The organism is Candidatus Pelagibacter communis (assembly GCF_001180225.1).
Taxonomy (GTDB): Bacteria; Pseudomonadota; Alphaproteobacteria; order Pelagibacterales; family Pelagibacteraceae; genus Pelagibacter; species Pelagibacter ubique_D.
Genome location: NZ_CVST01000066.1, coordinates 65,014 through 86,418, shown reverse-complemented (window position 1 = coordinate 86,418; position 21,405 = coordinate 65,014). Strand labels below are relative to the sequence as shown.

The window sequence follows — 21,405 nt, the reverse complement described above, 5'->3', positions numbered from 1 at the left end:
TTGGTTCTTGAAATCATTACCAAGTAGAATTGCTCTTGCGGTAGATATGAAGTTGAAAGAGATCGAGAGAGTTCTTTATTTTGAAAACTTTATAGTAATCGAACCGGGATTAACTGGTTTGCAAAAAAACCAACTTTTAAATGAGGAAGAATTAGCAAAATATCAAGATGAATTTGGAGAAGAAAGCTTTACTGCAGGTATTGGAGCTGAAGCTGTTCTTGAGATGTTAAAAAATCTTGACTTAGAATTAGAAAGAAAAAATCTTGTTAGCTTTATTAAAGAAACTAAATCTAAAGTTAATGAAGAAAGAGCAATTAAGAGATTAAAATTAATAGAGTCATTTATCGAAACTGGTCAAAAACCAGAGTGGATGATTATGACTGTAGTTCCAGTTATTCCACCAGAATTAAGACCTTTGGTTCCGCTAGATGGTGGTAGATTTGCTACTTCAGATCTTAACGACCTTTATAGGAGAGTTATTAACAGAAATAATAGATTAAAAAGATTAATGGATCTTAAAGCTCCGGACATCATTGTTAGAAATGAAAAAAGAATGCTTCAAGAGTCTGTTGATGCTCTTTTCGACAATGGAAGAAGAGGTCGTGTTATTACTGGAACAGGTAAAAGACCACTTAAATCTCTTGCAGAAATGCTTAAAGGTAAGCAGGGTAGATTTAGACAAAACTTATTAGGAAAAAGGGTAGATTACTCTGGAAGATCAGTAATCGTTGTCGGTCCAGACTTAAAATTACATGAGTGTGGATTACCAAAAAAAATGGCTTTGGAGTTATTTAAACCATTTTTATACGCAAGATTAAACAAATTAGGTTTAGCATCTACAATTAAACAAGCTAAAAAATTAGTAGAGAAAGAAACTAATGCTGTATGGGATGCATTAGAGTTAATCGTAAGAGAACATCCTGTTTTATTAAATAGAGCACCAACACTTCATAGACTTGGTGTTCAAGCTTTTGAACCAAAATTAATTGAAGGTGATGCAATTGAGCTACACCCTCTTACTTGTGCAGCTTTTAATGCTGATTTTGACGGTGACCAAATGGCTGTTCATGTACCTTTAAGTTTAGAAGCTCAGTTGGAAGCAAGAATATTAATGCTGTCAACTAACAACATTCTATCTCCTTCAAATGGTAAACCTATAATCGTTCCAAGTCAGGATATGATTTTAGGAATATATTATCTTTCACAGGAACCAGTATCGGATAAACCATCTGGATACTTTACTAATTCTGATCAAATAGAGTTTGCATTATCTTCAGGTGAAATTAACGTTCATAGCACTATTATTTCAAGATATGAAACTGTTGACGAACAAGGAAATAAGAAGATTGAAAAATATACATCAACTGCAGGAAGATTTTTATTAGCCAACCTATTACCAAAAAATAGCAATATTAAATTTTCATTAGTTGATAGATTGCTACCAAAAAAAGTTGTTTCTGAAATAATTGATGTGGTTTTCAGATTCTGTGGTCAGAAAACGACAGTTATTTTCTGTGATAAACTTAAAGATTTAGGATTTAAGCATGCATTTAAAGCAGGAATTTCATTTGGAAAAGACGATTTAATTATTCCTGAAAATAAAACTCAATTAATTGATGATACTAAAAAATTAATTGCAGATTATGAAACTCAATATGCCGAAGGTTTGATTACAAGAGGCGAGAAGTACAACAAGGTTGTTGATGCATGGTCTAAATGTACTGATAAAGTTGCGGGTGAAATGATGAAAAGAATTTCTGCAACTGAAAAAACAGAAGAGGGTTTAAAAATAAATTCAGTATTTATGATGGCTGATAGCGGTGCAAGAGGTTCAGCAGCGCAAATGAAACAATTAGCTGGTATGAGAGGATTAATTGCAAAACCTTCAGGCGAAATTATTGAAAGTCCAATTATTTCTAACTTTAAAGAAGGTTTAACAGCTTTAGAGTATTTTAATTCTACACACGGAGCAAGAAAAGGATTAGCAGATACCGCACTTAAAACAGCAAGCTCTGGTTATTTAACAAGAAGATTGTGTGATGTTGCACAAGATTTAACAGTAACAAAAATTAAATGTGAAGAACCAGGTTTTATTGAACTATCAGAGATCTTAGAGGGTGGTAATGTAGTTGTTAGTTTGGCAGAAAGAGCACTAGGTAGAGTTACAGCTGCTGAAGTGAAAAACCCTTTAAGTGGTGAGGTAATAATTAAAAAGTCAGAAATGATTGACGAGGCAGGCTGTGATAAAATTGATGCAGCAGGTGTTAAATCTATAAAAGTTTATTCAGTAATGACTTGTAGTTCTAAAGAAGGTGTTTGTGCTACTTGTTATGGAAGAGATTTATCTAGAGGTAAAATGGTGCATGTGGGTGAAGCAATTGGTATGATTTCAGCTCAATCAATTGGAGAACCAGGTACGCAGTTAACGATGAGAACATTTCACGTTGGGGGAACAGCTTCGGTTAAACAAGATAACCAAATTATCAGCAAAAGCGATGGAACATTAAAAATTATTAACTCAAATATTCTAGAAGATTCTAAAAAGAATTTAATTGTTATGGGAAGAAATACTCAACTTTCTATTGAAGATGATAAAGGAGTTCAAATAGCAGTTTATAAAGTTGCTTATGGATCAAGATTATTTTTTAATAATGGAGATAAAGTTAAAGCAAATACAAAAATTTGTGAGTGGGACCCATATACAACTCCAGTTATTGCTGAAAAGAGTGGTATTGCTAGTTATGTTGATTTGATAGATGGAGTTTCAATTCAAGAAACTACTGATGATGCAACTGGTATTTCATCAAAATCTGTAATTGACTGGAGAGGTCAATCTAAGAGTACAGATTTAAAACCTAGAATTACTTTAAGAGATGAAAAAGGAAATGTAATTAAAAAAGCAGATGACAATGAAGCTAGATATTACTTAGTACCAGATTCGATTTTATCAATTAAAGATGGTCAAAAAGTTTATGCTGGTGATGTTATTGCAAGATTACCTAAAGAAACAACAAAAACTAAAGATATTACTGGAGGTCTTCCAAGAGTAGCTGAACTTTTCGAAGCTAGAAAAGCTAAGGACAGTGCTATTATTGCCGAAAACGATGGAAGTGTTGTATTTGGAAAAGAAGTTAGGGGCAAACAAAGAATTTCGATTGTTCCTGAAGATGGAAAGGAACCATCAAATTATTTAATTCCAAAAGGAAAACATATTAACTTTAATCCTGGTGAAAAAATTCAAAAAGGCGAATACCTTTTAGATGGTCAGCCATTACCACATGATATTTTAAGAATTTTAGGTATTAAAGAATTAACAGAATATTTTGTTAATCAAGTTCAAGAAGTATATCGATTACAAGGTGTAATTATTAACGATAAACATATTGAAACAATTCTAAGACAAATGCTTAAAAAAGTTGAAGTTAAGGTGTCTGGAGATTCAAGTTATTTACCGGGTGAAGTGGTAGATAGAATCAAGTTTGATAATACTAATGAAAAATTAGTTGCTGAAGGGAAAACTCCTGCAGTTGGAGAAAGAGTTTTAATGGGTATTACTAAAGCTTCACTTCAAACAGAATCATTCATTTCTGCCGCATCTTTCCAAGAGACAACAAGAGTATTAACAGATGCTGCAATTAAAGGAAAAGTTGATCCATTAAACGGTTTAAAAGAGAACGTAATAGTTGGAAGATTAGTTCCTGCTGGTACGGGTAATATCAAGAACAGATGGAATAACAAGGCCTTGGAAGATGATAATAGCTTCTTAGCAGAACAAGATAAACTTGAAGCTTCTGAGCCTGAAGAAACACAAGTAAATCAATAAAAAAATCACCTAAAAATTGCAGTTTTAGTTTGACAATAGCTGATTAATAAGTATTTTGGCGATGTTTTTGGTTGGAATGTAGTGCTCTTGAGGTACTAAACGCTGCCACAAAATAACCTGTCAGTTATTTTCATCTCAAAAATAAATTAATTAATTTTAAAAAAAAATTATGCCAACTATTAATCAGTTGTTAAGAAAAAAAAGAGTTAAACAAGTTTCTAGGAACAAAGTTCCTGCTTTACAAAAGCAACCTTTAAAAAGAGGTGTTTGTGTTAAAGTTTATACAACCACTCCAAAAAAACCAAACTCTGCATTAAGAAAAGTTGCTAGAGTTAGATTGTCAAACGGTTTTGAAGTAACTGCTTATATTCCAGGCGAAGGACATAACTTACAAGAACACTCAGTAGTACTAATTAGAGGTGGAAGGGTTAAAGATTTACCTGGTGTTAGATATCATATCTTAAGAGGAAATTTAGATACACAAGGTGTTGCAAATAGAAAACAGAGAAGATCTTTATATGGAACAAAAAAAGGTAAATAATGTCTAGAAAAAAAACTCAACCCAAAAAAAATGTAGTTCCTGATCCAAAATTTAATTCAACTATAATTCCAAAATTAATAAATAATATTATGTATGATGGTAAAAGAGGTATTGCTGCAAAAATAGTTTATGAAGCAATAGAGAAAATCAAAACAAAAACTAAAGATGAACCTATAAATATTTTTAATGAAGCAATTAACAACATCAAACCAACTGTAGAGGTTAGATCACGAAGAGTAGGTGGTGCAACATACCAAGTGCCAGTTGAAGTAAAAAGTAAAAGAGCTCAAGCACTTGCAATAAGATGGTTAGTTGATTCAGCAAGAAAAAGAAAAGATAAACACATGGCAGATAAAATTTTTAACGAACTGTATGATGCTTATGAAAAAAAAGGTGCTGCAGTAAAAAAACGAGAGGATGTTCATAAAATGGCAGAGTCTAACAAGGCATTTGCACATTTTAGATGGTAAAAAATTATGGCTAGAACTCATACATTAGATAAATATAGAAACATTGGGATCATGGCCCACATTGATGCTGGTAAAACAACTACTACAGAAAGAATTTTATATTATACAGGAAAAAGTCATAAAATTGGTGAAGTGCATGATGGTGCTGCAACAATGGATTGGATGGAGCAAGAACAAGAAAGAGGCATCACAATTACTTCTGCAGCAACAACTTGTTTCTGGAATGACCACAGAGTTAACATAATTGATACTCCAGGTCACGTAGATTTTACAATTGAAGTAGAAAGATCTTTAAAAGTTTTAGACGGTGCTGTGGCTGTATTTGATGGAGTTGCTGGTGTAGAGCCTCAATCTGAGACAGTATGGAGACAAGCAGACAAATATAAAGTTCCAAGAATTTGTTTTGTAAATAAACTTGATAGAACTGGTGCAGATTTCTTTAGATGTGTTGATATGATCAGAGATAGATTGGGTGCTAAACCATTAGTTTTACAAGTACCTATTGGAATTGAAGCTTCTTTAACTGGTGTTGTTGATCTTGTTAAAATGAAAGCTCAAGTATGGAAAAATGAAGCATTAGGCGCAGAGTGGGAATATAAAGATATACCTGATGATTTAAAAGAAATTTCAGAAAAATACAGAACTGAATTAATTGAGTCTGCAGTTGAGCAAGACGAAAAGTTAATGGAAGCGTATTTAAATGGAGATGAAATCAAAGAGGAAGATTTAATTAAATGTATTAGAAAAGGAACTTTAAATTTTAGCTTTGTGCCTGTTTTAACTGGTTCAGCTTTTAAAAATAAAGGTGTCCAACCTTTATTAGATGCAGTTATTAATTATCTTCCAAGTCCAGTAGATATTGGATCTATTAAAGGAACAAAACTTGGTTCTGATGATGAGATTGAAATGAAATTCGAAGATGGATCATCTTTTTCAGGATTAGCATTTAAAGTGGCAAATGACCCATTTGTTGGTTCATTAACATTTGTTAGAATTTATTCTGGTACAATTAAATCTGGTACAGCTGTGTACAATTCTTCATCAGATAAAGAAGAAAGAGTTGGTCGTATGCTTTTAATGCATGCAAACTCTAGAGAAGATATTAAAGAAGCAAATGCAGGTGATATTGTTTCTTTGGCAGGTTTAAAAAATACTATGACAGGTCACACTTTGTGTGACAAAGAAAATCCTGTTTTATTAGAGCCAATGGAATTCCCTGAACCAGTAATTGAAATTGCTGTTGAGCCTAAAACAAAAGGTGACCAAGAAAAAATGGGTGAAGCTTTAGCAAGATTAGCTAAAGAAGATCCTTCATTTAGAGTTTCATCTGACGAGGAATCTGGTCAGACAATCATCAAAGGAATGGGTGAGCTTCATCTAGATATTATTGTTGATCGTATGAAAAGAGAATTTAAAGTTGAAGCAAATGTTGGTGCTCCACAAGTTGCTTACAGAGAAACAATAGAAAAATCTGCTGAATTTGAATACATACACAAAAAACAAAGTGGTGGTGCTGGCCAATTCGCTAAAGTAAAATTATTTGTTGAACCTCAAGAACCAGGCAAGGGTAGAGAGGTTGAAAGTGCCATAAAAGGTGGAGCTATTCCAAAAGAATTTATCCCTGGTGTTGAAAAAGGTATTGAGACAGTTTCTGATAGTGGAATACTAGCAGGTTTTCCTATGATTGATTACAAAGTAACGATTGTTGACGGTTTACATCATGATGTAGACTCAAGCGTTCTGGCATTTGAACTTGCCAGCAGGGCATGTTTTAAAGAAGCTTGTACTCAAGGTGGACTAAAGCTTTTAGAGCCTATTATGAGAGTGGAAGTTGTTACTCCAGAAGATTATATGGGTGATGTAATTGGTGATTTAAACAGTAGAAGAGGTCAAATTAGCACTCAAGAGCAAAGAGGAAATGCAACTGTTATAACAGCAATGGTCCCTTTAGCTAATATGTTTGGCTACATTAACAATCTTAGATCAATGTCACAAGGAAGAGCGCAATATTCAATGTTCTTCGATCATTATTCTAAAGTTCCACAAAACGTTCAAGATGAAGTAACTAAAAAGGTAGCAGGTTAATGGAAAAACAAAATATTAGAATTAAATTAAGAGCATACGACAATAAAGTTTTAGATGCTTCTACCGAAGAAATAGTTAATACAGTTAAAAGAACTGGAGCTACTATAAAGGGTCCAATACCACTTCCTACGAGAATTGAAAGATACACAGTTCTAAGATCTCCACACATTGATAAAAAAAGTAGAGAGCAATTTGAGTCAAGAACTCACAAAAGATTAATTGATATTATTGAACCAACACCACAAACAGTAGAGGCTTTAATGAAACTAGACTTAGCTTCAGGTGTAGATGTGGAGATAAAAATATAATTATGAGTGAGATAGCTTTATTAGGTAAGAAAATAGGCATGACTAGAGAGTTTTATAAATCTGGTCAATTAGTGCCTGTTACAGTTCTTAAAGTTGAAAAAGCTAGAGTTATTCAAGTAATTGAGGAAGAAAAAAGAGGTTATAAAGCTGTTCAACTTGGGTATGGAAAAATAAAAAATTCAAAATTAACAAAAGCAATGAAAGGTGTTTTTGCAAAGAAAAACACTGAAGCTAAGAGAAAATTAAAAGAATTTAGAGTGAACGATACTTCTGCCTATAAAGAAGGAAATGAATTTGGTTTAGAAATTTTCAAAGATATTAAATTTGTAGACACAAGATCAAAAACAATTGGTAAAGGTTTTGCTGGTGCTATGAAGAGACATAACTTTGGTGGCTTAAGAGCTAGTCATGGTGTTTCTATTTCTCATAGAGCTCATGGTTCAACAGGACACAGTCAAGATCCAGGTAAAGTTTTTAAAGGAAAAAAAATGGCTGGTCATATGGGTGATAAGCTAAGAACAATGCAAAATATCGAAATAATAAAAACAGATTTAGAAAATGAGCTACTTTATTTAAAAGGATCTATTCCAGGATCAAAAAATGCTGAAGTGATGGTTAAAAGATCAGTAAAAAATATAAATAAAATGACAATCAGTGAAAAATTAGCTGCTGCTGAGGAAGCAAAAAAAACACCAGATAAGAAGAAAAAATAATGAAATTAGATAAAATTAGCATAGACGGAAAAAAAGATACTATTGAAGTGTTAGACAAAATATTTTCTGCAAAAATTAATCAAAAGTTAGTTGCTAATGTTTTGTACAAAACAAACGCTAACTACAAAGGTAGACACGCTAAGACCAAACAACAAAATGAGGTAAAAGGTCCGACATCAAAAATTTATGCACAAAAAGGAACTGGTGGAGCAAGACACGCTAGTAGAAAAGCTCCTATTTTTGTTGGTGGTGGTATAGCTCATGGTCCAAAAGGTGAATTAGCTTACAAAAAAAGGAAGTTGAACAAAAATGAAAAGAAACAAAGTGTTGCTTCTTTAATTACTGAAAAAAATAATAATAAGAACTTATTGATTTTAAATGATTTTAATTCTGAAATAAAAAAAACAAAAGAAATGAATTCAATAATTAACAAATTGGAGATTTCTAATTCACTAATTATTCTTGATAAAAATTCAAAAGATAAGATAGAAAAATCTGTAAGAAATATTCCAAACGTTAAAGTTACTGATGTAAATCATTTTAGTGCATACGATATTATAAAATTTAAGAAAGTTGTTTTTACAGAAAGTTCAGTAAAAGAATTGGAGAAAAGGTATTCTTAATATGGATAAAATTCATTTATACGACAAAATTCTTTTTCCAGTTGTTACTGAGAAATCAACAAACTTATCTGAATTGAATAAAATTACTTTCAAGGTTCCTGATGGTGCTAACAAAAAAAACCTGAAAAAAAATATTGAAAAAATTTTTAATGTTAATGTCACTAAAATTAACATCATCAATAAACAAAATAGAACTAAACTTACTAGAGGAAAAAAAGTGAAAGTTTCAGGATACAAAAAAGCAATCATAACTCTAAAAAAAGGTCAAAGCATTGATCTAACAACAGGAATTTAATAAATGGCATTAAAAACTTTTAAACCATACACAAAATCTACTAGAGGTACTATTTTAGTAGATAGAACAGGTCTATGGAAAGGTAAACCTTTTAAAACTCTTGTTTCTCCAAAAAATGCTATGAAGGGAAGAAATAATAATGGACACATCACTTCAATTAACAGAGCAGGTGGTCATAAGAAAATGTATAGACATGTTGATTTTTATAGAAAAAAATTCGACATGGAGGCTACTGTTGAAAGAATAGAATACGATCCGAATAGATCTTGCTACATCATGTTGGTTAAATTTGAAGATGGAACACATTCGTATTTTTTAGCTCCTCAAAAAATTAAAGTTGGAGACAAGATTGAGAGTGGATCAAAAAAAGAAATTAAAATTGGAAATTGCATGCCGTTACAAGATATACCAGTTGGTATCAATATTCATAACGTTGAAATTCAACCAGGTGGTGGCGGTAAAATAGCTAGAGCAGCTGGTTCTTCAGTTACGATTAGTGGATTAGATGGAAATTATAGTTTAATTAAATTAGCATCAGGGGAAGTACGTAAAATAGACTCAAGGGCTTTAGCTACTATTGGAATATTAAGTAATCCTGATCAAAAAAATATTAAAATTGGTAAAGCTGGTAGATCAAGATGGTTGGGAAGAAGACCTCATACTAGAGGTGTTGTTAAAAACCCAGTAGATCACCCACATGGAGGTGGTGAAGGTAAGTCAGCTGGAGGAAGACATCCTGTATCTCCAACAGGACAATCGGCAAAAGGTTTAAAAACTAGAGATAATAAGAGAACAGATAAATTTATAGTGAAGAGAAGAAATAAAAGGAAGGATACTAAGTAATGGCTAGAGCTGTATGGAAAGGACCATTTGTTGAAGAAAGCTTGATGAAAAAAGTAGACAAGTACAAAGATGATCCAAAGAAAATTCCAATTAAAACTTGGTCTAGAAAATCTACAATTCTTCCAGATTTTGTAGGAGTAGCTTTTCAAATATACAATGGTAAGAAATTTATTCCAATAACAGTATCAGAGGATATGGTTGGTCATAAATTAGGAGAGTTTGCACCAACAAGAACTTTCTTTGGACACACACCAGCTGATAAGAAAGCTAAACCAGCAGAGAAAAAATAATTATGGGCAAGAAAAAGAAAATTGATAAAAACAACGATAAGACTGTAAAGTCTATAAACAATGGAATTAGATCTAGCGTAAGAAAGATTAATCCAATTTTAAAAAGTATTGTTGGTAAAAAGGTTGATGTAGCTATTAGAGACCTGCAGTTTTCAGAAAAAAGAGTAACAAGAGATATTAGAAAGACAATTAGCTCAGCTGTTGCAAACGCTGAAAATAACTTTCAATACGATATTGATAATTTAATTGTCAAAGAGGCGTATTGTGGAAAAAAAATTGTTATGAAAAGATTTAGACCAAGAGCAAAAGGTAGAGCTGCACCAATTTTAAAACCTTGGTCAACAGTAACTATAATTTTATCAGAGGCAAAACAAATGGAGAAACATGGGACAAAAGGTTAATCCTGTAGGTTTTAGATTAGGTGTAAACAGAGGTTGGGACTCTGTTTGGTATGCTAAGAAAAAAGATTTTGGCAACTATCTAATTGAAGATTTTAAAATAAGAGAATACATCAAGAAAAATGTAATTAATTCAGGTGTATCTAAGGTGATGATAGAGAGAACGTCAAACAAATGTTACGTTACTATTTACACATCTAGACCTGGGTTTGTAATTGGTAAAAAAGGTAGTGATATTGATAAAATTAAAAATAACCTATCAAAATTTACGACAAATGAAGTCAACTTAAATATTAAAGAGGTTAAAAAACCCGAAACAAATGCATATTTAGTTGCTGAAAACATTGCACAACAGTTAGTAAAAAGAATTTCATACAGAAGAGCCATGAAAAGAGCTATGCAATCATGTATAAGACTAGGTGCAAAAGGGATTAAAGTTTCAGTAAGTGGAAGATTAGGTGGTAACGAGATCGCAAGAACTGAATGGTTAAGAGATGGTAGTATACCATCACACACTTTAAGAGCAGATATAGATTATGCAGAAGCGGAAGCTCTTACAACATATGGAATTATTGGAATTAAGGTTTGGATCTATAAAGGTGAAGTTTTTGCAAGAGAATTTAGCCAAGAAACAAACAAGGTAACTCCAAAGGAAGGTAAACAATAATGCTTCAGCCAGTAAGAACTAAATGGAGAAAAGCTCATAAAGGAAGAATTCATGGTAATGCTACTAGAGCAAGTACTATTAATTATGGAGCATATGCTTTGAAGGCATTACAGCCTGAAAGAGTAACTGGAAAACAAATTGAGGCTGCTAGGGTTGCTTTAACTAGACATATGAAAAGACAAGGAAGAGTATGGACAAGAGTTTTTCCAAATATTCCAGTTTCTAAAAAACCAATAGAAGTTAGAATGGGTAAAGGAAAAGGATCACCAGAATATTTTGCTTGTAGAGTAAAACCTGGAAGAATTTTATTTGAAGTTGATGGTGTTTCTGAACAAATTGCCAAAGAGGCACTTTATAAAGCTTCAGCAAAGTTACCAATAAAAACAAAGACAATAAAGAGATTTGCATAAATGAAAAAACAAGAGATTAAAAAATTAAGCAAAGATGAAGTTATCAAAAATATTGATAAGCTTAAAAAAGACTTATTTAATTTTCGATTTCAAAAAATGAATTCTCAAATAACTAATCCTGCAAAAATTGGAGAAACAAGAAAAACAATTGCAAGATTGAAAACAATTTTAAAAGGAAAATCAAATGCCTAAAAAAATATTAACAGGAGTGGTGATAAGCGACAAACCTAACAAAACAGTTACAGTTATGGTAGAGAGAAAATACTCACACCCTGTATTGAAAAAGGTCATAAGAGTTAGAAAAAATTACAATGCTCATGATGAAAACAATACATTTAAAACAGGTGATAAAGTATCGATTATTGAAAGCAAACCTTTTTCAAAAAATAAAAAATTTCAAGTTATGGAGAGCAATAAATAATGATTGGTGTACAGACAGAATTACAAGTAGCTGATAATACTGGTGCAAAAAAAATAGAATGCATTAAAGTATTGGGTGGATCTAAGCGAAGATATGCTAGCATTGGAGATACAATTGTAATTGCTGTGAAAGAGGCTATCCCTAAGGGAAAAGTAAAAAAAGGAACTGTTCACAAAGCTGTAGTAGTAAGAGTTAAAAAAGGAATACATAGAAATGATGGATCAAAAGTAAGATTTGATAACAATGCTGCAGTATTAGTTGACGATAAAGGTGAACCGGTTGGCACTAGAATATTTGGCCCTGTTACTAGAGAGTTAAGAAGCAGAGGGCAAATGAAAATAATTTCACTAGCACCGGAGGTTTTATAAGATGATTAAAAAAGGTTTAAAAGTAAGAGTGCTAACTGGAAAAGATAAAAAAAAAGAAGGTGAAGTTATCGAAATCGACAGAGCAAACAATAGAGCCAAAGTAAAAGAAATTAATATGGTTAAAAAACACGTTAAAACAACAAAAGAGAAAAAAGGTGGTATCTTTCCAAAAGAAAGTTTTATTCATTTATCAAATTTAAAATTAATAGATGAAAAGGCAGAAAAGAAGAAAGAGGCTAAGAAATAATGACGCCAAGATTAAAAGAAATTTTTAACAAAGAAATACAACCAGCTTTAAAAGATCAATTTGGTTTCAAAAATATTTATATGGCACCAAGAATTGAGAAAATTGTTTTGAATATGGGTCTTGGTTTAGATGCTTCAGACTCTAAAATTTTAAAATCATGTGAAGAGGATATGGCAAAGATAACAGGGCAAAAACCTGTAACTACAAAATTTAAAAAATCTGTAGCAAACTTTAAGACAAGAAAAGGATCAAATGCAGGTTTAAAAGTAACTTTAAGAAAAAACAAAATGTATGAATTTTTAGATAGATTGGTAAATATTGCTCTTCCAAGAATTAAAGATTTTAGAGGTTTATCACCAAAAGGTTTTGACAATTTTGGAAATTATACTTTTGGTATAAAGGAGCATATCATATTCCCTGAAGTTAGTTTTGATAGAGCTGATAAAGTCAGAGGTTTAGATGTCATTATTGTTATAAAAGCAAAGAATAAAGAACACAGCTTTGCCTTATTAGAAAAAATGAATTTCCCATTTATTAAAAAAGGAGATAATTAAATATGGCTAAACTTAGTGCTGTAAATAAAAACAAAAAAAGAATTAAACTTTCAGACAAGATGTTCAAGAAAAGACAAAATTTGAAAAAAATAATAATGGATAAAAAACTTCCATTAGAGGAAAGGTTTAAGGCGCAGCAGAAATTATCAAAATTGCCAAGAAATTCAGCTAAAACAAGAGTGATGAATAGATGTGAGATAACAGGTAGACCACATGGTGTTTATAGAAAATTAAAAATTTCAAGAATTGCTCTTAGACAATTAGGATTACAAGGAAAAATACCTGGCTTAGTTAAGTCGAGCTGGTAGGAAGGAAAATTATGAGTTTAAGTGACCCAATAGGAGATATGATAGCTAGAGTTAAAAACGCTCAAGCAAGAAATCATAAAAAAGTAGATCTGCCATCTTCTAACTTCAAGTCAAAAATTGCAGATATACTTAAAAATGAAGGTTTTATAAAAGATTTCAAAATTAGTTCAGAAGACAAAAAACCAACATTGTCTTTAGAACTTAAATATCATTCTGGTAACCCAGTTATCAGTGCATTTGAAAGAGTTTCTAAACCAGGAAGAAGAATTTTTTCTAGTGCTGAAGGTTTACCTAAAATTAATAACGGTCTTGGAATTGCAATAGTTTCTACACCAAAAGGTGTAATGACTGATATTGACGCTAGAAAACAACGTGTTGGTGGTGAAATTATTTGTAAGGTATTTTAATGTCTAAAATTGGAAAAATAAATATATCAATCCCTGAAAAAGTTAAAGTTGCTTTAGCCGGTAACATTATAAACATAGAAGGACCATTGGGAAAGAAATCAATAAATATTGATTTAGATATGTTTAATTTGGATATCAAAGAAGGAAAAGAGATCTCAATTAAACCAAAAAAAATTGACCAAAATTCTAAACGACTATGGGGTATGAATAGAAGTTTAATTAATAACGCTGTAATCGGCTCAAGTACAGGCTATGAAAAAGTGTTAGAACTGGTAGGTGTTGGATATAGAGCAGCATTGAAAGGTAATCAGTTAAACTTACAATTAGGTTACAGTCACGATATAGATTTTGATATCCCCGAGGGAATTAAGATCGCTGTAGAAAAACAAACTACACTTAAGATTACTGGATCTGATAAACAATTAGTTGGTGAAGTTGCATCAAAAATTAAAACATTTAGAAAAATTGAGCCATATAAGGGTAAAGGCATAAGAGAACAAGGACAATATGTTCTTAAAAAAGAAGGTAAGAAAAAATAATGAAACTAAACACTAGTATTAGAAAAAGATTTAGAGTTAGCAACAAAGTAAAAAAAGTTGCTCCAAAAGATAGATTTAGATTAAGTATTTCAAGATCTGCCAAAAATATTTCAGCTCAAATCATTGATGATACAAAAAAAGTAACTTTGTTATCTGCTTCATCAGTTGAAAAAGATTTAAAATCATCTGATAAAGTTAACAAGACAGAGTTGTCAAAATTAGTTGCTCAAAAGCTAGCAAAAAAAGCTCAAGAAAAAAATATTACAAAAATTTATTTTGATAGAGGATCTTATAAATATCATGGTAGAATTAAAGCTTTTGCCGACACACTGAGAGAAAATGGGATGGAATTTTAATTATGGAAAATAACAAAGACAAAAAAACTGACGATATTTTAGAGAAGTTAGTTCATATCAATAGAATTACAAAAGTTGTAAAAGGTGGAAGAAGATTTGGTTTTTCAGCTCTTGTAGTAGTAGGAAATCAAGCTGGAAAAATTGGAATAGCACACGCTAAAGCAAAACAAGTTCCAGATGCAATTAAAAAAGCCAATGAAATGGCTAGAAGAAAATTAACACATATACCTTTGAGAGAAGGAAGAACAATTCACCACGATGTGAAAGCTAAAGATGGTTCTGGTAGAATAGTCTTAAGAGCAGCATCAAAAGGTACAGGTATTATTGCAGGTGGTCCAGTAAGAGCAGTATGTGAGGTATTGGGTGTAAAAGATATTGTTGCTAAATCAATGGGCACATCAAATGCACACAATGTGATTAGAGCTACTATGAAGGCTTTAATGAAACAAAATTCACCAAAACAAATTTCAGCAATAAGAAATAAAAAAATATCAGAAATTATTGAAAAAAGAGGATAATGATTACATTAAATACAAGACAGAAAATTAATAAACCTAAAATAAGAGTTGGAAGAGGTATTGGTTCTGGAAAAGGGAAGACATCTGGGAGAGGTGTTAAAGGTCAAAAATCTAGATCTGGTGTTGCAATAAAAAGTTTTGAAGGTGGTCAAATGCCTTTATACAGAAGATTACCTAAAAGAGGTTTTAATCCAATTTCAAGAGAAAACATTGCAATTTTAAACTTGGAAAAAATTCAGTCTTATATTGATAAAAAAAATATTAATCCAAATGAAGTGCTTAATTCTTCATCTCTAAAAAAATTAAAATTAATAAACAAAAACTCTACAAAATTAAAAATATTAGGTACTGGAGAGTTAAAAGATAAAATTAATATTGAGGCTGACTTGGCATCAAAATCAGCAATAGAAAAACTAGAAAAAATTGGTGGATCTATTCAATTAAAAAAATAATTTGTTTAAATGAGCGCATCATCTTCAACAAATGATCTAAGAAATAGAATAATTTTTACCATAGCAATCCTTGCGGTATATAGATTTGGTACGTTTGTTCCTTTACCAGGAATTGACCCAGAACAATTAAAAATTATGATGGACGGTAATCAAAAAGGGTTACTTGGTATGTTCAATGTTTTTGCTGGCGGTGCCGTAAGTAGAATGGCAATTTTTGCTCTTGGTATAATGCCATACATATCATCAGCTATTATAGTTCAGTTGTTAACAGGGGTTTCTGATTATTTTAAGAATTTAAAGGCTCAGGGAGAAACTGGCAGAGCAAAGATTACTCAAATTACAAGATATGGAACAGTTTTACTCGCTACAGTTCAAGGTTATGGTTTGTCGGTAGGTTTAGAGTCTTCTGCAGATTTGGTAATTAATCCAGGAGCATTTTTTAAAATTACAACAGTGACAACTATTGTTGCTGGTACAATTTTTCTTATGTGGCTAGGAGAACAAATCACTCAAAGAGGAATTGGTAATGGAATTTCTTTAATTATTTTTGCTGGTATTGTTGCCGAAATACCTAGAGCTTTAGTTACAACTTTTGAATTAGGTAGAACAGGTGCTGTGTCAACTTTCATGATCCTAGCAATTTTTGTTCTATTAATATTAACTATTTTATTTGTAGTTTTTATGGAGAGAGCATTAAGAAAAATTCTTATCAATTATCCTAAAAGACAAATGGGAAATAAAATGTATGGTGGAGAGTCTTCTCATTTGCCATTAAAAATTAATCAAGCAGGAGTAATACCAGCAATTTTTGCATCTGCTTTATTATTGTTACCTGTTACCTTTTCTAATTTTTCTTTTTCAAATAATGAAACTTTTTTAAACTTAAGTTCTTATTTTACTCAAGGTCAACCTTTGTACATGTTGCTATATGCATCTGGTATAATATTTTTTACATTTTTCTATACTTCAATTACATTTAACCCAACTGAAACAGCAGAAAACTTAAGAAAATATGGTGGCTTTGTTCCAGGAATTAGACCTGGTGAAAGTACAGCATTATATATTGAAAATATTTTAACTAAACTTACTACAATAGGTGCTCTATATTTGACACTTGTATGTTTAATGCCAGAGTTTTTAATAGCTAATTACCCAATTCCTTTTTATTTGGGTGGTGCATCTATTTTAATTGTTGTTGTTGTTGCCATTGATACTGTAACTCAAATTCAAACAAGATTAATGAGTTCTCAATACGAACAATTAATTAAAAAAACTAAATTTGGAAAGTAAGTGAATATAGTTTTGTTTGGACCTCCTGGTGCTGGTAAAGGTACTCAAGCTAAATATTTAGTAAAGAAACTAAATTCATTTCAGATCTCAACTGGCGAACTTTTAAGAGAAGAAATTTATAAAAATTCAGATATTGGTAAGATGATTACCAATGACATGAAAAATGGTAAATTTGTAAGTGATGAAATTGTAAATAAGCTTATTGAAAATTTAGTTTCTGACGCTCAAAAAAAAAATAGATTAATATTTGATGGATACCCTAGATCTTTGAGCCAAGCAAAAAATTTAGATATCTTACTCGAGGCATCAAATCAAAAGATAGATTTAATTTTGTATCTCAAAGTTGATAAAGATACAGTGTTAAAAAGACTAGAGAAAAGAAAAATTATTGAAAATAGATCAGACGATGAAACAAATACTATTCTAAAACGTTTTGACACATACATGAACACAACAGAGCCAGTACTTAATTACTACTCAGAGAATCCTAAATTTAAGGAAATTGATGGAAGCTTAGAAATAGACGAAATAACAAGGAAAATAGACACTTTTATAAATGTTTAAGACGTTGACTTTGATTAATCTTCTTATATAAAAGGCACAATTTATCACAAAAATTATGGCTCGTATCGCAGGTATAAACATTCCACAAAATAAACTTGTCCACATTGGACTGACATATATTTATGGAATTGGAGATAAATTCTCACAACAAATTTGTTCTTCTCTAGAAATTCCAAGAGCCAAAAGAGTGAATGAGTTAACTGATGATGAAATTTTAAAAATAAGAGAATACATCGATCAAAATTTTAAAGTCGAAGGAGATCTTAGAAGAGATTATTCTTTAAGTATTAAAAGATTGATAGATCTTGCATGTTATAGAGGAACAAGACATAGAAAAAAATTACCTGTAAGAGGCCAAAGAACAAGATGTAATGCAAGAACAAGAAAAGGAAAAGCAATCGCTATTGCAGGGAAGAAATTAACACCAACTAAAAAATAATAATGGCAAAAACAGAAAAAACTGACAATAAAGATCAGAAGGTAGAAAAATCTTCTAAAAAAAGTGCAAAGAGCTCCTATTCAAAAAAGAAAAAGATAAAAAAGAATATTTTAAATGGAATTGCTTACGTGCAGTCAACATTTAATAACACAATAATTTCAATTGCTGATACAAATGGAAATGTAATATCCTGGGCATCTGCTGGACAGAAAGGATTTAAAGGATCAAGAAAATCTACACCTTATGCAGCTCAAATAGCAGCGGACTCCGCAGCATCAAAAGCATTAGAGTATGGAATGAAAACTTTATCTGTTGAAGTAAAAGGGCCTGGTTCAGGAAGAGAAACAGCATTAAGAGCTTTACAAGCAAGAGGTTTTAAAATTTTGTCAATTAAAGACACAACACCGATGCCTCATAACGGAACTAGACCACCAAAAAAAAGGAGAGTTTAATGGAAGTAGAAAACGTAAATGTTAAAAATTGGAAATCTTTGATTAAACCATCTAAATTAGATGTTCAAATTAGTGATGACTTAACACATGCTAAGATTATAGCTGAGCCTTTAGAAAAAGGTTACGGATTAACTTTAGGAAACTCCTTAAGAAGAATTTTGCTTTCTTCTATCAGAGGAGCTGCAGTTACTTCGATACAAATAGATGGTGTTCTACATGAATTTACATCAATTAAAGGTGTAAGAGAAGATGTAACGGACATAGTATTAAATGTTAAATCACTAGCTTTAAAATGTAATTCTGAAGGTACAAAAAAATTAGTTTTAGACGCAAAAGGTCCGGGTGAAATAAAAGCTTCAGACATTGCTCCTGTGACGGATGTAGAAATATTAAATCCTGAGTTAGTAATTTGTAACTTAGATGAAAACACTACTTTTCACATGGAAATGAATGTAAACACTGGAAAAGGTTATGTTCCAGCTGAGCTAAATAAACCAGAGGAGCCACCACTAGGTTTAATTGCCATTGACTCTTTGTATAGTCCTGTAAAAAAAGTTTCTTATTCTGTTAGCACAGCAAGAGAAGGTAAGGCTCTTGATTATGATAAATTAACAATGGAAGTAGAGACTAACGGTTCAATTTCTGCAGAAGATGCCGTTGCGTATTCTGCTAGGATTTTTCAAGACCAGTTGAAAATGTTTGTTAATTTTGATGAGCCAGTTGAAGCTCCAGTAAAAGAAGTTTCATCTGAACCTGAGTTTAATAAGAATTTATTAAGAAAAGTTGATGAATTAGAGCTATCAGTTAGATCAATGAATTGCTTAAAAAATGACAACATAATTTATATTGGTGATTTAGTTCAAAAATCTGAGGGTGAAATGTTAAGAACACCAAATTTTGGAAGAAAATCTTTAAATGAGATTAAAGAAGTTTTAACTGGAATGTCTCTGTATTTAGGTATGGAAATACCAAACTGGCCACCAGATAATATTGCAGAAATGTCTAAAAAATTAGAGGAAGCAATTTAATGAGACACGGCTTAGCCAACAAAAAGTTAAATAGAACTTCTGAGCATAGAAAAGCTCTGTTAAAGAATATGTTAAATTCTTTAATAAAATATGAACAGATTAAAACTACATTGCCAAAAGCAAAGTTTTTAAGACCTCAAGCTGATAAAATTATTACTTTAGGTAAAAAAGATACATTGCACACAACTAAGATGCTTGTGTCTCAACTGCAGGATATTAAATCAGCTAATAAAGTAAAAAAAACCCTTTCTAAAAGGTATTCAAATAGAAAAGGTGGCTATACTAGAATTATTAAAGCGGGTTTCAGATATGGTGATAATGCTCCAATGGCAATTATAGAATTTGTAGATAGAGATGTTGAAGCAAAAAGAGTAGATAAGAAGAAAAAAGATACGTCAAAAGAAGCTCCAAAAACAGAAGAAAATAAACAAGCTACAGCTTAAATCCTAAGTCATGAACAAGTCATACATCGTTGATTCAACGTGTAATGATATGCGTATTGATAGATGGATGAGATTAAATATTGGAAAAATACCTCAAGGTTTAATTGAAAAATATCTTAGGACAGGAAAAATTAAAATTAACAAAAAAAAAGTTAAAAGTTCTCACAAAATAAAAAAAGGAGATCAGATAAATATATTTAATATTGAATTTAAAGAAAGAGTAGAACAAAAAAAAATAAAATTTTTACCAACTAAAGAAATAATAAAATCAAACGAAGATCAAATTATTGATGATAATGATAATTTTGTTGTATTAAATAAAGCAGCAGGAATATCAGTACAAGGTGGTACAAAATCTAAAAAAAACTTAGTTGATATTTTTGCAAAGAGTGAAATTTTTAAAGGAACAAAACCTTATTCTGTTCATAGATTAGACAAAGATACATCTGGCGTATTTATAATGGCAAAAAAAAGAGAGAGCGCACAGTTACTAACATCATTATTTAGATTACGAAAAGTACATAAAACTTATCTTGCCATATGCCAAGGAGAAGTAAACAAAAACACAGGTGTTTGGGATGATGACTTAATAAGATATGATGGAGATAAAAAATTAGTAGAAAAAGCAAAAACTATATTCAAGGTAATAGATAAAAATTCTGAAGCATCTTTATTGGAGTTAAAACCAATAACTGGAAGAAAACATCAGTTACGTAAACAACTTTTTGCAATTGGAAATCCTATATTTGGTGATACGAAATATAAACTATCTAAATCAGATAAAGGTATAAATAAAAATCTTATGCTGCACTCGTATCAAATTAAATTTAAAATAAATGATATGAAGTATACTTATTCAGCCTTATTACCAGAATATTTTAAAAAGTTGTTAAAATCAAAAAGACTTAGTTTTTCAAATTTGAAATAAAATTTTCAATAATTTCATTATTTAAGTTGGAATAATCTTGATTTAAAATTTTTTTTAAATTTGTAACACCTTTATCTGAAATTCCACAAGGTACTATTTTTTTATAATTTTCTAGGTTGTTATCAACATTTATTGCAAATCCATGATATGCAATCCACTTACTCACTCTAATACCTATCGCAGCAATTTTTTGAATTTCATTTTTGTCTTTATACCATATTCCAATATTTTCTTTATCAGGAAAGGTTTCAATATTATATTTTTTTAAACTTTGAATAATTGTGTTTTCGATGGTTGTAATAAATTTTCTAATGTCTTTTTTTTCTCTTAGATCAATAACAAAATAACAAATTAATTGACCTGGACCATGATACGTAATTTTTCCACCTCTGTTTGTTTTTAATAGATCAATTGATTTATCAATTATTTCATTTTCTTTATAGGATGTACCTGCAGTAAAAATTTCAGGATGCTCTAAAATCCAAATTAATTCTTTTTCTTTATTAGCTGTAATATTTTTTAATCTAGACTCTAATAGATCAATTGCCTCAAAATAATTTACCGGTTTTATTGACTTTTTGATCTCTATATCCATTTAAAATTTGTAATATTTTAATTATGTATT

General features: G+C 30.9%; 32 protein-coding genes. 31 read left to right on the top strand and 1 reads right to left on the bottom strand.

What is annotated here, in order from left to right:
• From rpoC to AMN99_RS05375, 31 genes are all read left to right on the top strand, one after another.
• Positions 1 to 3,823: DNA-directed RNA polymerase subunit beta' (gene rpoC / locus AMN99_RS05525; RefSeq protein WP_075506815.1), on the top strand; the 3,823-nt coding region annotated here is incomplete at its 5' end.
• Positions 3,824 to 3,992: 169 nt separating this feature from the next.
• Complete coding sequence (gene rpsL / locus AMN99_RS05520; RefSeq protein ID WP_075506813.1) at positions 3,993 to 4,364, top strand: 30S ribosomal protein S12; 372 nt, start codon at positions 3,993 to 3,995, stop codon at positions 4,362 to 4,364.
• Complete coding sequence (rpsG, locus tag AMN99_RS05515; RefSeq protein ID WP_075506812.1) at positions 4,364 to 4,834, top strand: 30S ribosomal protein S7; 471 nt, start codon at positions 4,364 to 4,366, stop codon at positions 4,832 to 4,834. Before rpsL ends, rpsG begins: the two co-directional genes overlap by 1 nt.
• Positions 4,835 to 4,840: 6 nt before the next feature.
• Positions 4,841 to 6,919 (top strand): elongation factor G, encoded by a 2,079-nt coding sequence (gene fusA, locus AMN99_RS05510; RefSeq protein WP_075506811.1) that lies wholly within the window; start codon positions 4,841 to 4,843, stop codon positions 6,917 to 6,919.
• Positions 6,919 to 7,227, top strand: coding sequence for a 30S ribosomal protein S10 (rpsJ, locus tag AMN99_RS05505; RefSeq protein WP_023853699.1), 309 nt, complete (start codon positions 6,919 to 6,921; stop codon positions 7,225 to 7,227). The genes fusA and rpsJ overlap by 1 nt, the downstream gene beginning before the upstream one ends.
• A 2-nt stretch (positions 7,228 to 7,229) precedes the next feature.
• On the top strand, positions 7,230 to 7,940 hold the full coding sequence (gene rplC / locus AMN99_RS05500) for a 50S ribosomal protein L3 (protein WP_075506810.1): 711 nt from the start codon (positions 7,230 to 7,232) through the stop codon (positions 7,938 to 7,940).
• The gene (gene rplD / locus AMN99_RS05495) at positions 7,940 to 8,563 is read left to right on the top strand and encodes a 50S ribosomal protein L4 (RefSeq protein ID WP_075506809.1); all 624 of its coding nucleotides are present in this window, start codon (positions 7,940 to 7,942) and stop codon (positions 8,561 to 8,563) included. The genes rplC and rplD overlap by 1 nt, the downstream gene beginning before the upstream one ends.
• 1 nt (position 8,564) lies before the next feature.
• Positions 8,565 to 8,858: a 50S ribosomal protein L23 gene (gene rplW / locus AMN99_RS05490; protein WP_075506808.1), complete on the top strand. Its 294-nt coding sequence runs from the start codon at positions 8,565 to 8,567 to the stop codon at positions 8,856 to 8,858.
• A gap of 3 nt (positions 8,859 to 8,861) precedes the next feature.
• On the top strand, positions 8,862 to 9,701 hold the full coding sequence (gene rplB, locus AMN99_RS05485; protein ID WP_075506807.1) for a 50S ribosomal protein L2: 840 nt from the start codon (positions 8,862 to 8,864) through the stop codon (positions 9,699 to 9,701).
• Complete coding sequence (gene rpsS, locus AMN99_RS05480; RefSeq protein ID WP_075506806.1) at positions 9,701 to 9,991, top strand: 30S ribosomal protein S19; 291 nt, start codon at positions 9,701 to 9,703, stop codon at positions 9,989 to 9,991. The genes rplB and rpsS overlap by 1 nt, the downstream gene beginning before the upstream one ends.
• A gap of 2 nt (positions 9,992 to 9,993) precedes the next feature.
• Positions 9,994 to 10,392, top strand: coding sequence for a 50S ribosomal protein L22 (rplV, locus tag AMN99_RS05475; RefSeq protein ID WP_075506805.1), 399 nt, complete (start codon positions 9,994 to 9,996; stop codon positions 10,390 to 10,392).
• Positions 10,376 to 11,056: a 30S ribosomal protein S3 gene (gene rpsC, locus AMN99_RS05470; protein ID WP_075506804.1), complete on the top strand. Its 681-nt coding sequence runs from the start codon at positions 10,376 to 10,378 to the stop codon at positions 11,054 to 11,056. Before rplV ends, rpsC begins: the two co-directional genes overlap by 17 nt.
• A complete protein-coding gene (gene rplP, locus AMN99_RS05465) occupies positions 11,056 to 11,466 on the top strand; it encodes a 50S ribosomal protein L16 (RefSeq protein WP_075506803.1) in 411 nt (136 codons plus the stop codon). Before rpsC ends, rplP begins: the two co-directional genes overlap by 1 nt.
• Positions 11,467 to 11,658, top strand: a complete 192-nt coding sequence (gene rpmC, locus AMN99_RS05460) for a 50S ribosomal protein L29 (protein WP_075506802.1) — start codon at positions 11,467 to 11,469, stop codon at positions 11,656 to 11,658. It abuts the gene before it with no gap.
• On the top strand, positions 11,651 to 11,887 hold the full coding sequence (rpsQ, locus tag AMN99_RS05455; protein WP_075506801.1) for a 30S ribosomal protein S17: 237 nt from the start codon (positions 11,651 to 11,653) through the stop codon (positions 11,885 to 11,887). The genes rpmC and rpsQ overlap by 8 nt, the downstream gene beginning before the upstream one ends.
• Positions 11,887 to 12,255 carry a 50S ribosomal protein L14 gene (gene rplN, locus AMN99_RS05450; RefSeq protein WP_075506800.1) on the top strand — a complete coding sequence of 123 codons (369 nt, stop codon included), beginning with the start codon at positions 11,887 to 11,889 and terminating at the stop codon, positions 12,253 to 12,255. Before rpsQ ends, rplN begins: the two co-directional genes overlap by 1 nt.
• A 1-nt stretch (position 12,256) precedes the next feature.
• The gene (gene rplX / locus AMN99_RS05445) at positions 12,257 to 12,502 is read left to right on the top strand and encodes a 50S ribosomal protein L24 (RefSeq protein WP_075506799.1); all 246 of its coding nucleotides are present in this window, start codon (positions 12,257 to 12,259) and stop codon (positions 12,500 to 12,502) included.
• Positions 12,502 to 13,056 carry a 50S ribosomal protein L5 gene (gene rplE, locus AMN99_RS05440; protein ID WP_075506798.1) on the top strand — a complete coding sequence of 185 codons (555 nt, stop codon included), beginning with the start codon at positions 12,502 to 12,504 and terminating at the stop codon, positions 13,054 to 13,056. The genes rplX and rplE overlap by 1 nt, the downstream gene beginning before the upstream one ends.
• 2 nt (positions 13,057 to 13,058) lie before the next feature.
• Positions 13,059 to 13,364, top strand: a complete 306-nt coding sequence (gene rpsN / locus AMN99_RS05435; protein ID WP_075506797.1) for a 30S ribosomal protein S14 — start codon at positions 13,059 to 13,061, stop codon at positions 13,362 to 13,364.
• Positions 13,365 to 13,375: 11 nt separating this feature from the next.
• Entirely contained in the window at positions 13,376 to 13,771 is a 396-nt protein-coding gene (gene rpsH / locus AMN99_RS05430; protein ID WP_075506796.1) for a 30S ribosomal protein S8, read from the top strand.
• Complete coding sequence (gene rplF / locus AMN99_RS05425; RefSeq protein ID WP_075506795.1) at positions 13,771 to 14,310, top strand: 50S ribosomal protein L6; 540 nt, start codon at positions 13,771 to 13,773, stop codon at positions 14,308 to 14,310. The genes rpsH and rplF overlap by 1 nt, the downstream gene beginning before the upstream one ends.
• Positions 14,310 to 14,666 carry a 50S ribosomal protein L18 gene (gene rplR, locus AMN99_RS05420; RefSeq protein ID WP_075506794.1) on the top strand — a complete coding sequence of 119 codons (357 nt, stop codon included), beginning with the start codon at positions 14,310 to 14,312 and terminating at the stop codon, positions 14,664 to 14,666. Before rplF ends, rplR begins: the two co-directional genes overlap by 1 nt.
• A gap of 2 nt (positions 14,667 to 14,668) precedes the next feature.
• Positions 14,669 to 15,184, top strand: a complete 516-nt coding sequence (gene rpsE, locus AMN99_RS05415) for a 30S ribosomal protein S5 (protein ID WP_075506793.1) — start codon at positions 14,669 to 14,671, stop codon at positions 15,182 to 15,184.
• The gene (gene rplO / locus AMN99_RS05410; RefSeq protein WP_075506792.1) at positions 15,184 to 15,636 is read left to right on the top strand and encodes a 50S ribosomal protein L15; all 453 of its coding nucleotides are present in this window, start codon (positions 15,184 to 15,186) and stop codon (positions 15,634 to 15,636) included. The genes rpsE and rplO overlap by 1 nt, the downstream gene beginning before the upstream one ends.
• A 9-nt stretch (positions 15,637 to 15,645) precedes the next feature.
• On the top strand, positions 15,646 to 16,926 hold the full coding sequence (gene secY / locus AMN99_RS05405) for a preprotein translocase subunit SecY (protein WP_075506791.1): 1,281 nt from the start codon (positions 15,646 to 15,648) through the stop codon (positions 16,924 to 16,926).
• Complete coding sequence (locus AMN99_RS05400; RefSeq protein ID WP_075506790.1) at positions 16,927 to 17,490, top strand: adenylate kinase; 564 nt, start codon at positions 16,927 to 16,929, stop codon at positions 17,488 to 17,490.
• Positions 17,491 to 17,545: 55 nt separating this feature from the next.
• On the top strand, positions 17,546 to 17,929 hold the full coding sequence (rpsM, locus tag AMN99_RS05395) for a 30S ribosomal protein S13 (RefSeq protein WP_075506789.1): 384 nt from the start codon (positions 17,546 to 17,548) through the stop codon (positions 17,927 to 17,929).
• Positions 17,930 to 17,931: 2 nt separating this feature from the next.
• On the top strand, positions 17,932 to 18,381 hold the full coding sequence (gene rpsK, locus AMN99_RS05390) for a 30S ribosomal protein S11 (protein WP_075506788.1): 450 nt from the start codon (positions 17,932 to 17,934) through the stop codon (positions 18,379 to 18,381).
• Complete coding sequence (locus tag AMN99_RS05385; RefSeq protein WP_075506787.1) at positions 18,381 to 19,409, top strand: DNA-directed RNA polymerase subunit alpha; 1,029 nt, start codon at positions 18,381 to 18,383, stop codon at positions 19,407 to 19,409. Before rpsK ends, AMN99_RS05385 begins: the two co-directional genes overlap by 1 nt.
• On the top strand, positions 19,409 to 19,852 hold the full coding sequence (gene rplQ / locus AMN99_RS05380) for a 50S ribosomal protein L17 (protein WP_075506786.1): 444 nt from the start codon (positions 19,409 to 19,411) through the stop codon (positions 19,850 to 19,852). The genes AMN99_RS05385 and rplQ overlap by 1 nt, the downstream gene beginning before the upstream one ends.
• 10 nt (positions 19,853 to 19,862) lie before the next feature.
• On the top strand, positions 19,863 to 20,780 hold the full coding sequence (locus AMN99_RS05375; RefSeq protein WP_075506785.1) for an RluA family pseudouridine synthase: 918 nt from the start codon (positions 19,863 to 19,865) through the stop codon (positions 20,778 to 20,780).
• On the opposite strand, the gene lipB is transcribed toward AMN99_RS05375, so the two are convergent.
• Positions 20,758 to 21,375 carry a lipoyl(octanoyl) transferase LipB gene (lipB, locus tag AMN99_RS05370; RefSeq protein WP_075506784.1) on the bottom strand — a complete coding sequence of 206 codons (618 nt, stop codon included), beginning with the start codon at positions 21,373 to 21,375 and terminating at the stop codon, positions 20,758 to 20,760. The genes AMN99_RS05375 and lipB overlap by 23 nt on opposite strands.
• Positions 21,376 to 21,405 lie beyond the last annotated feature (30 nt).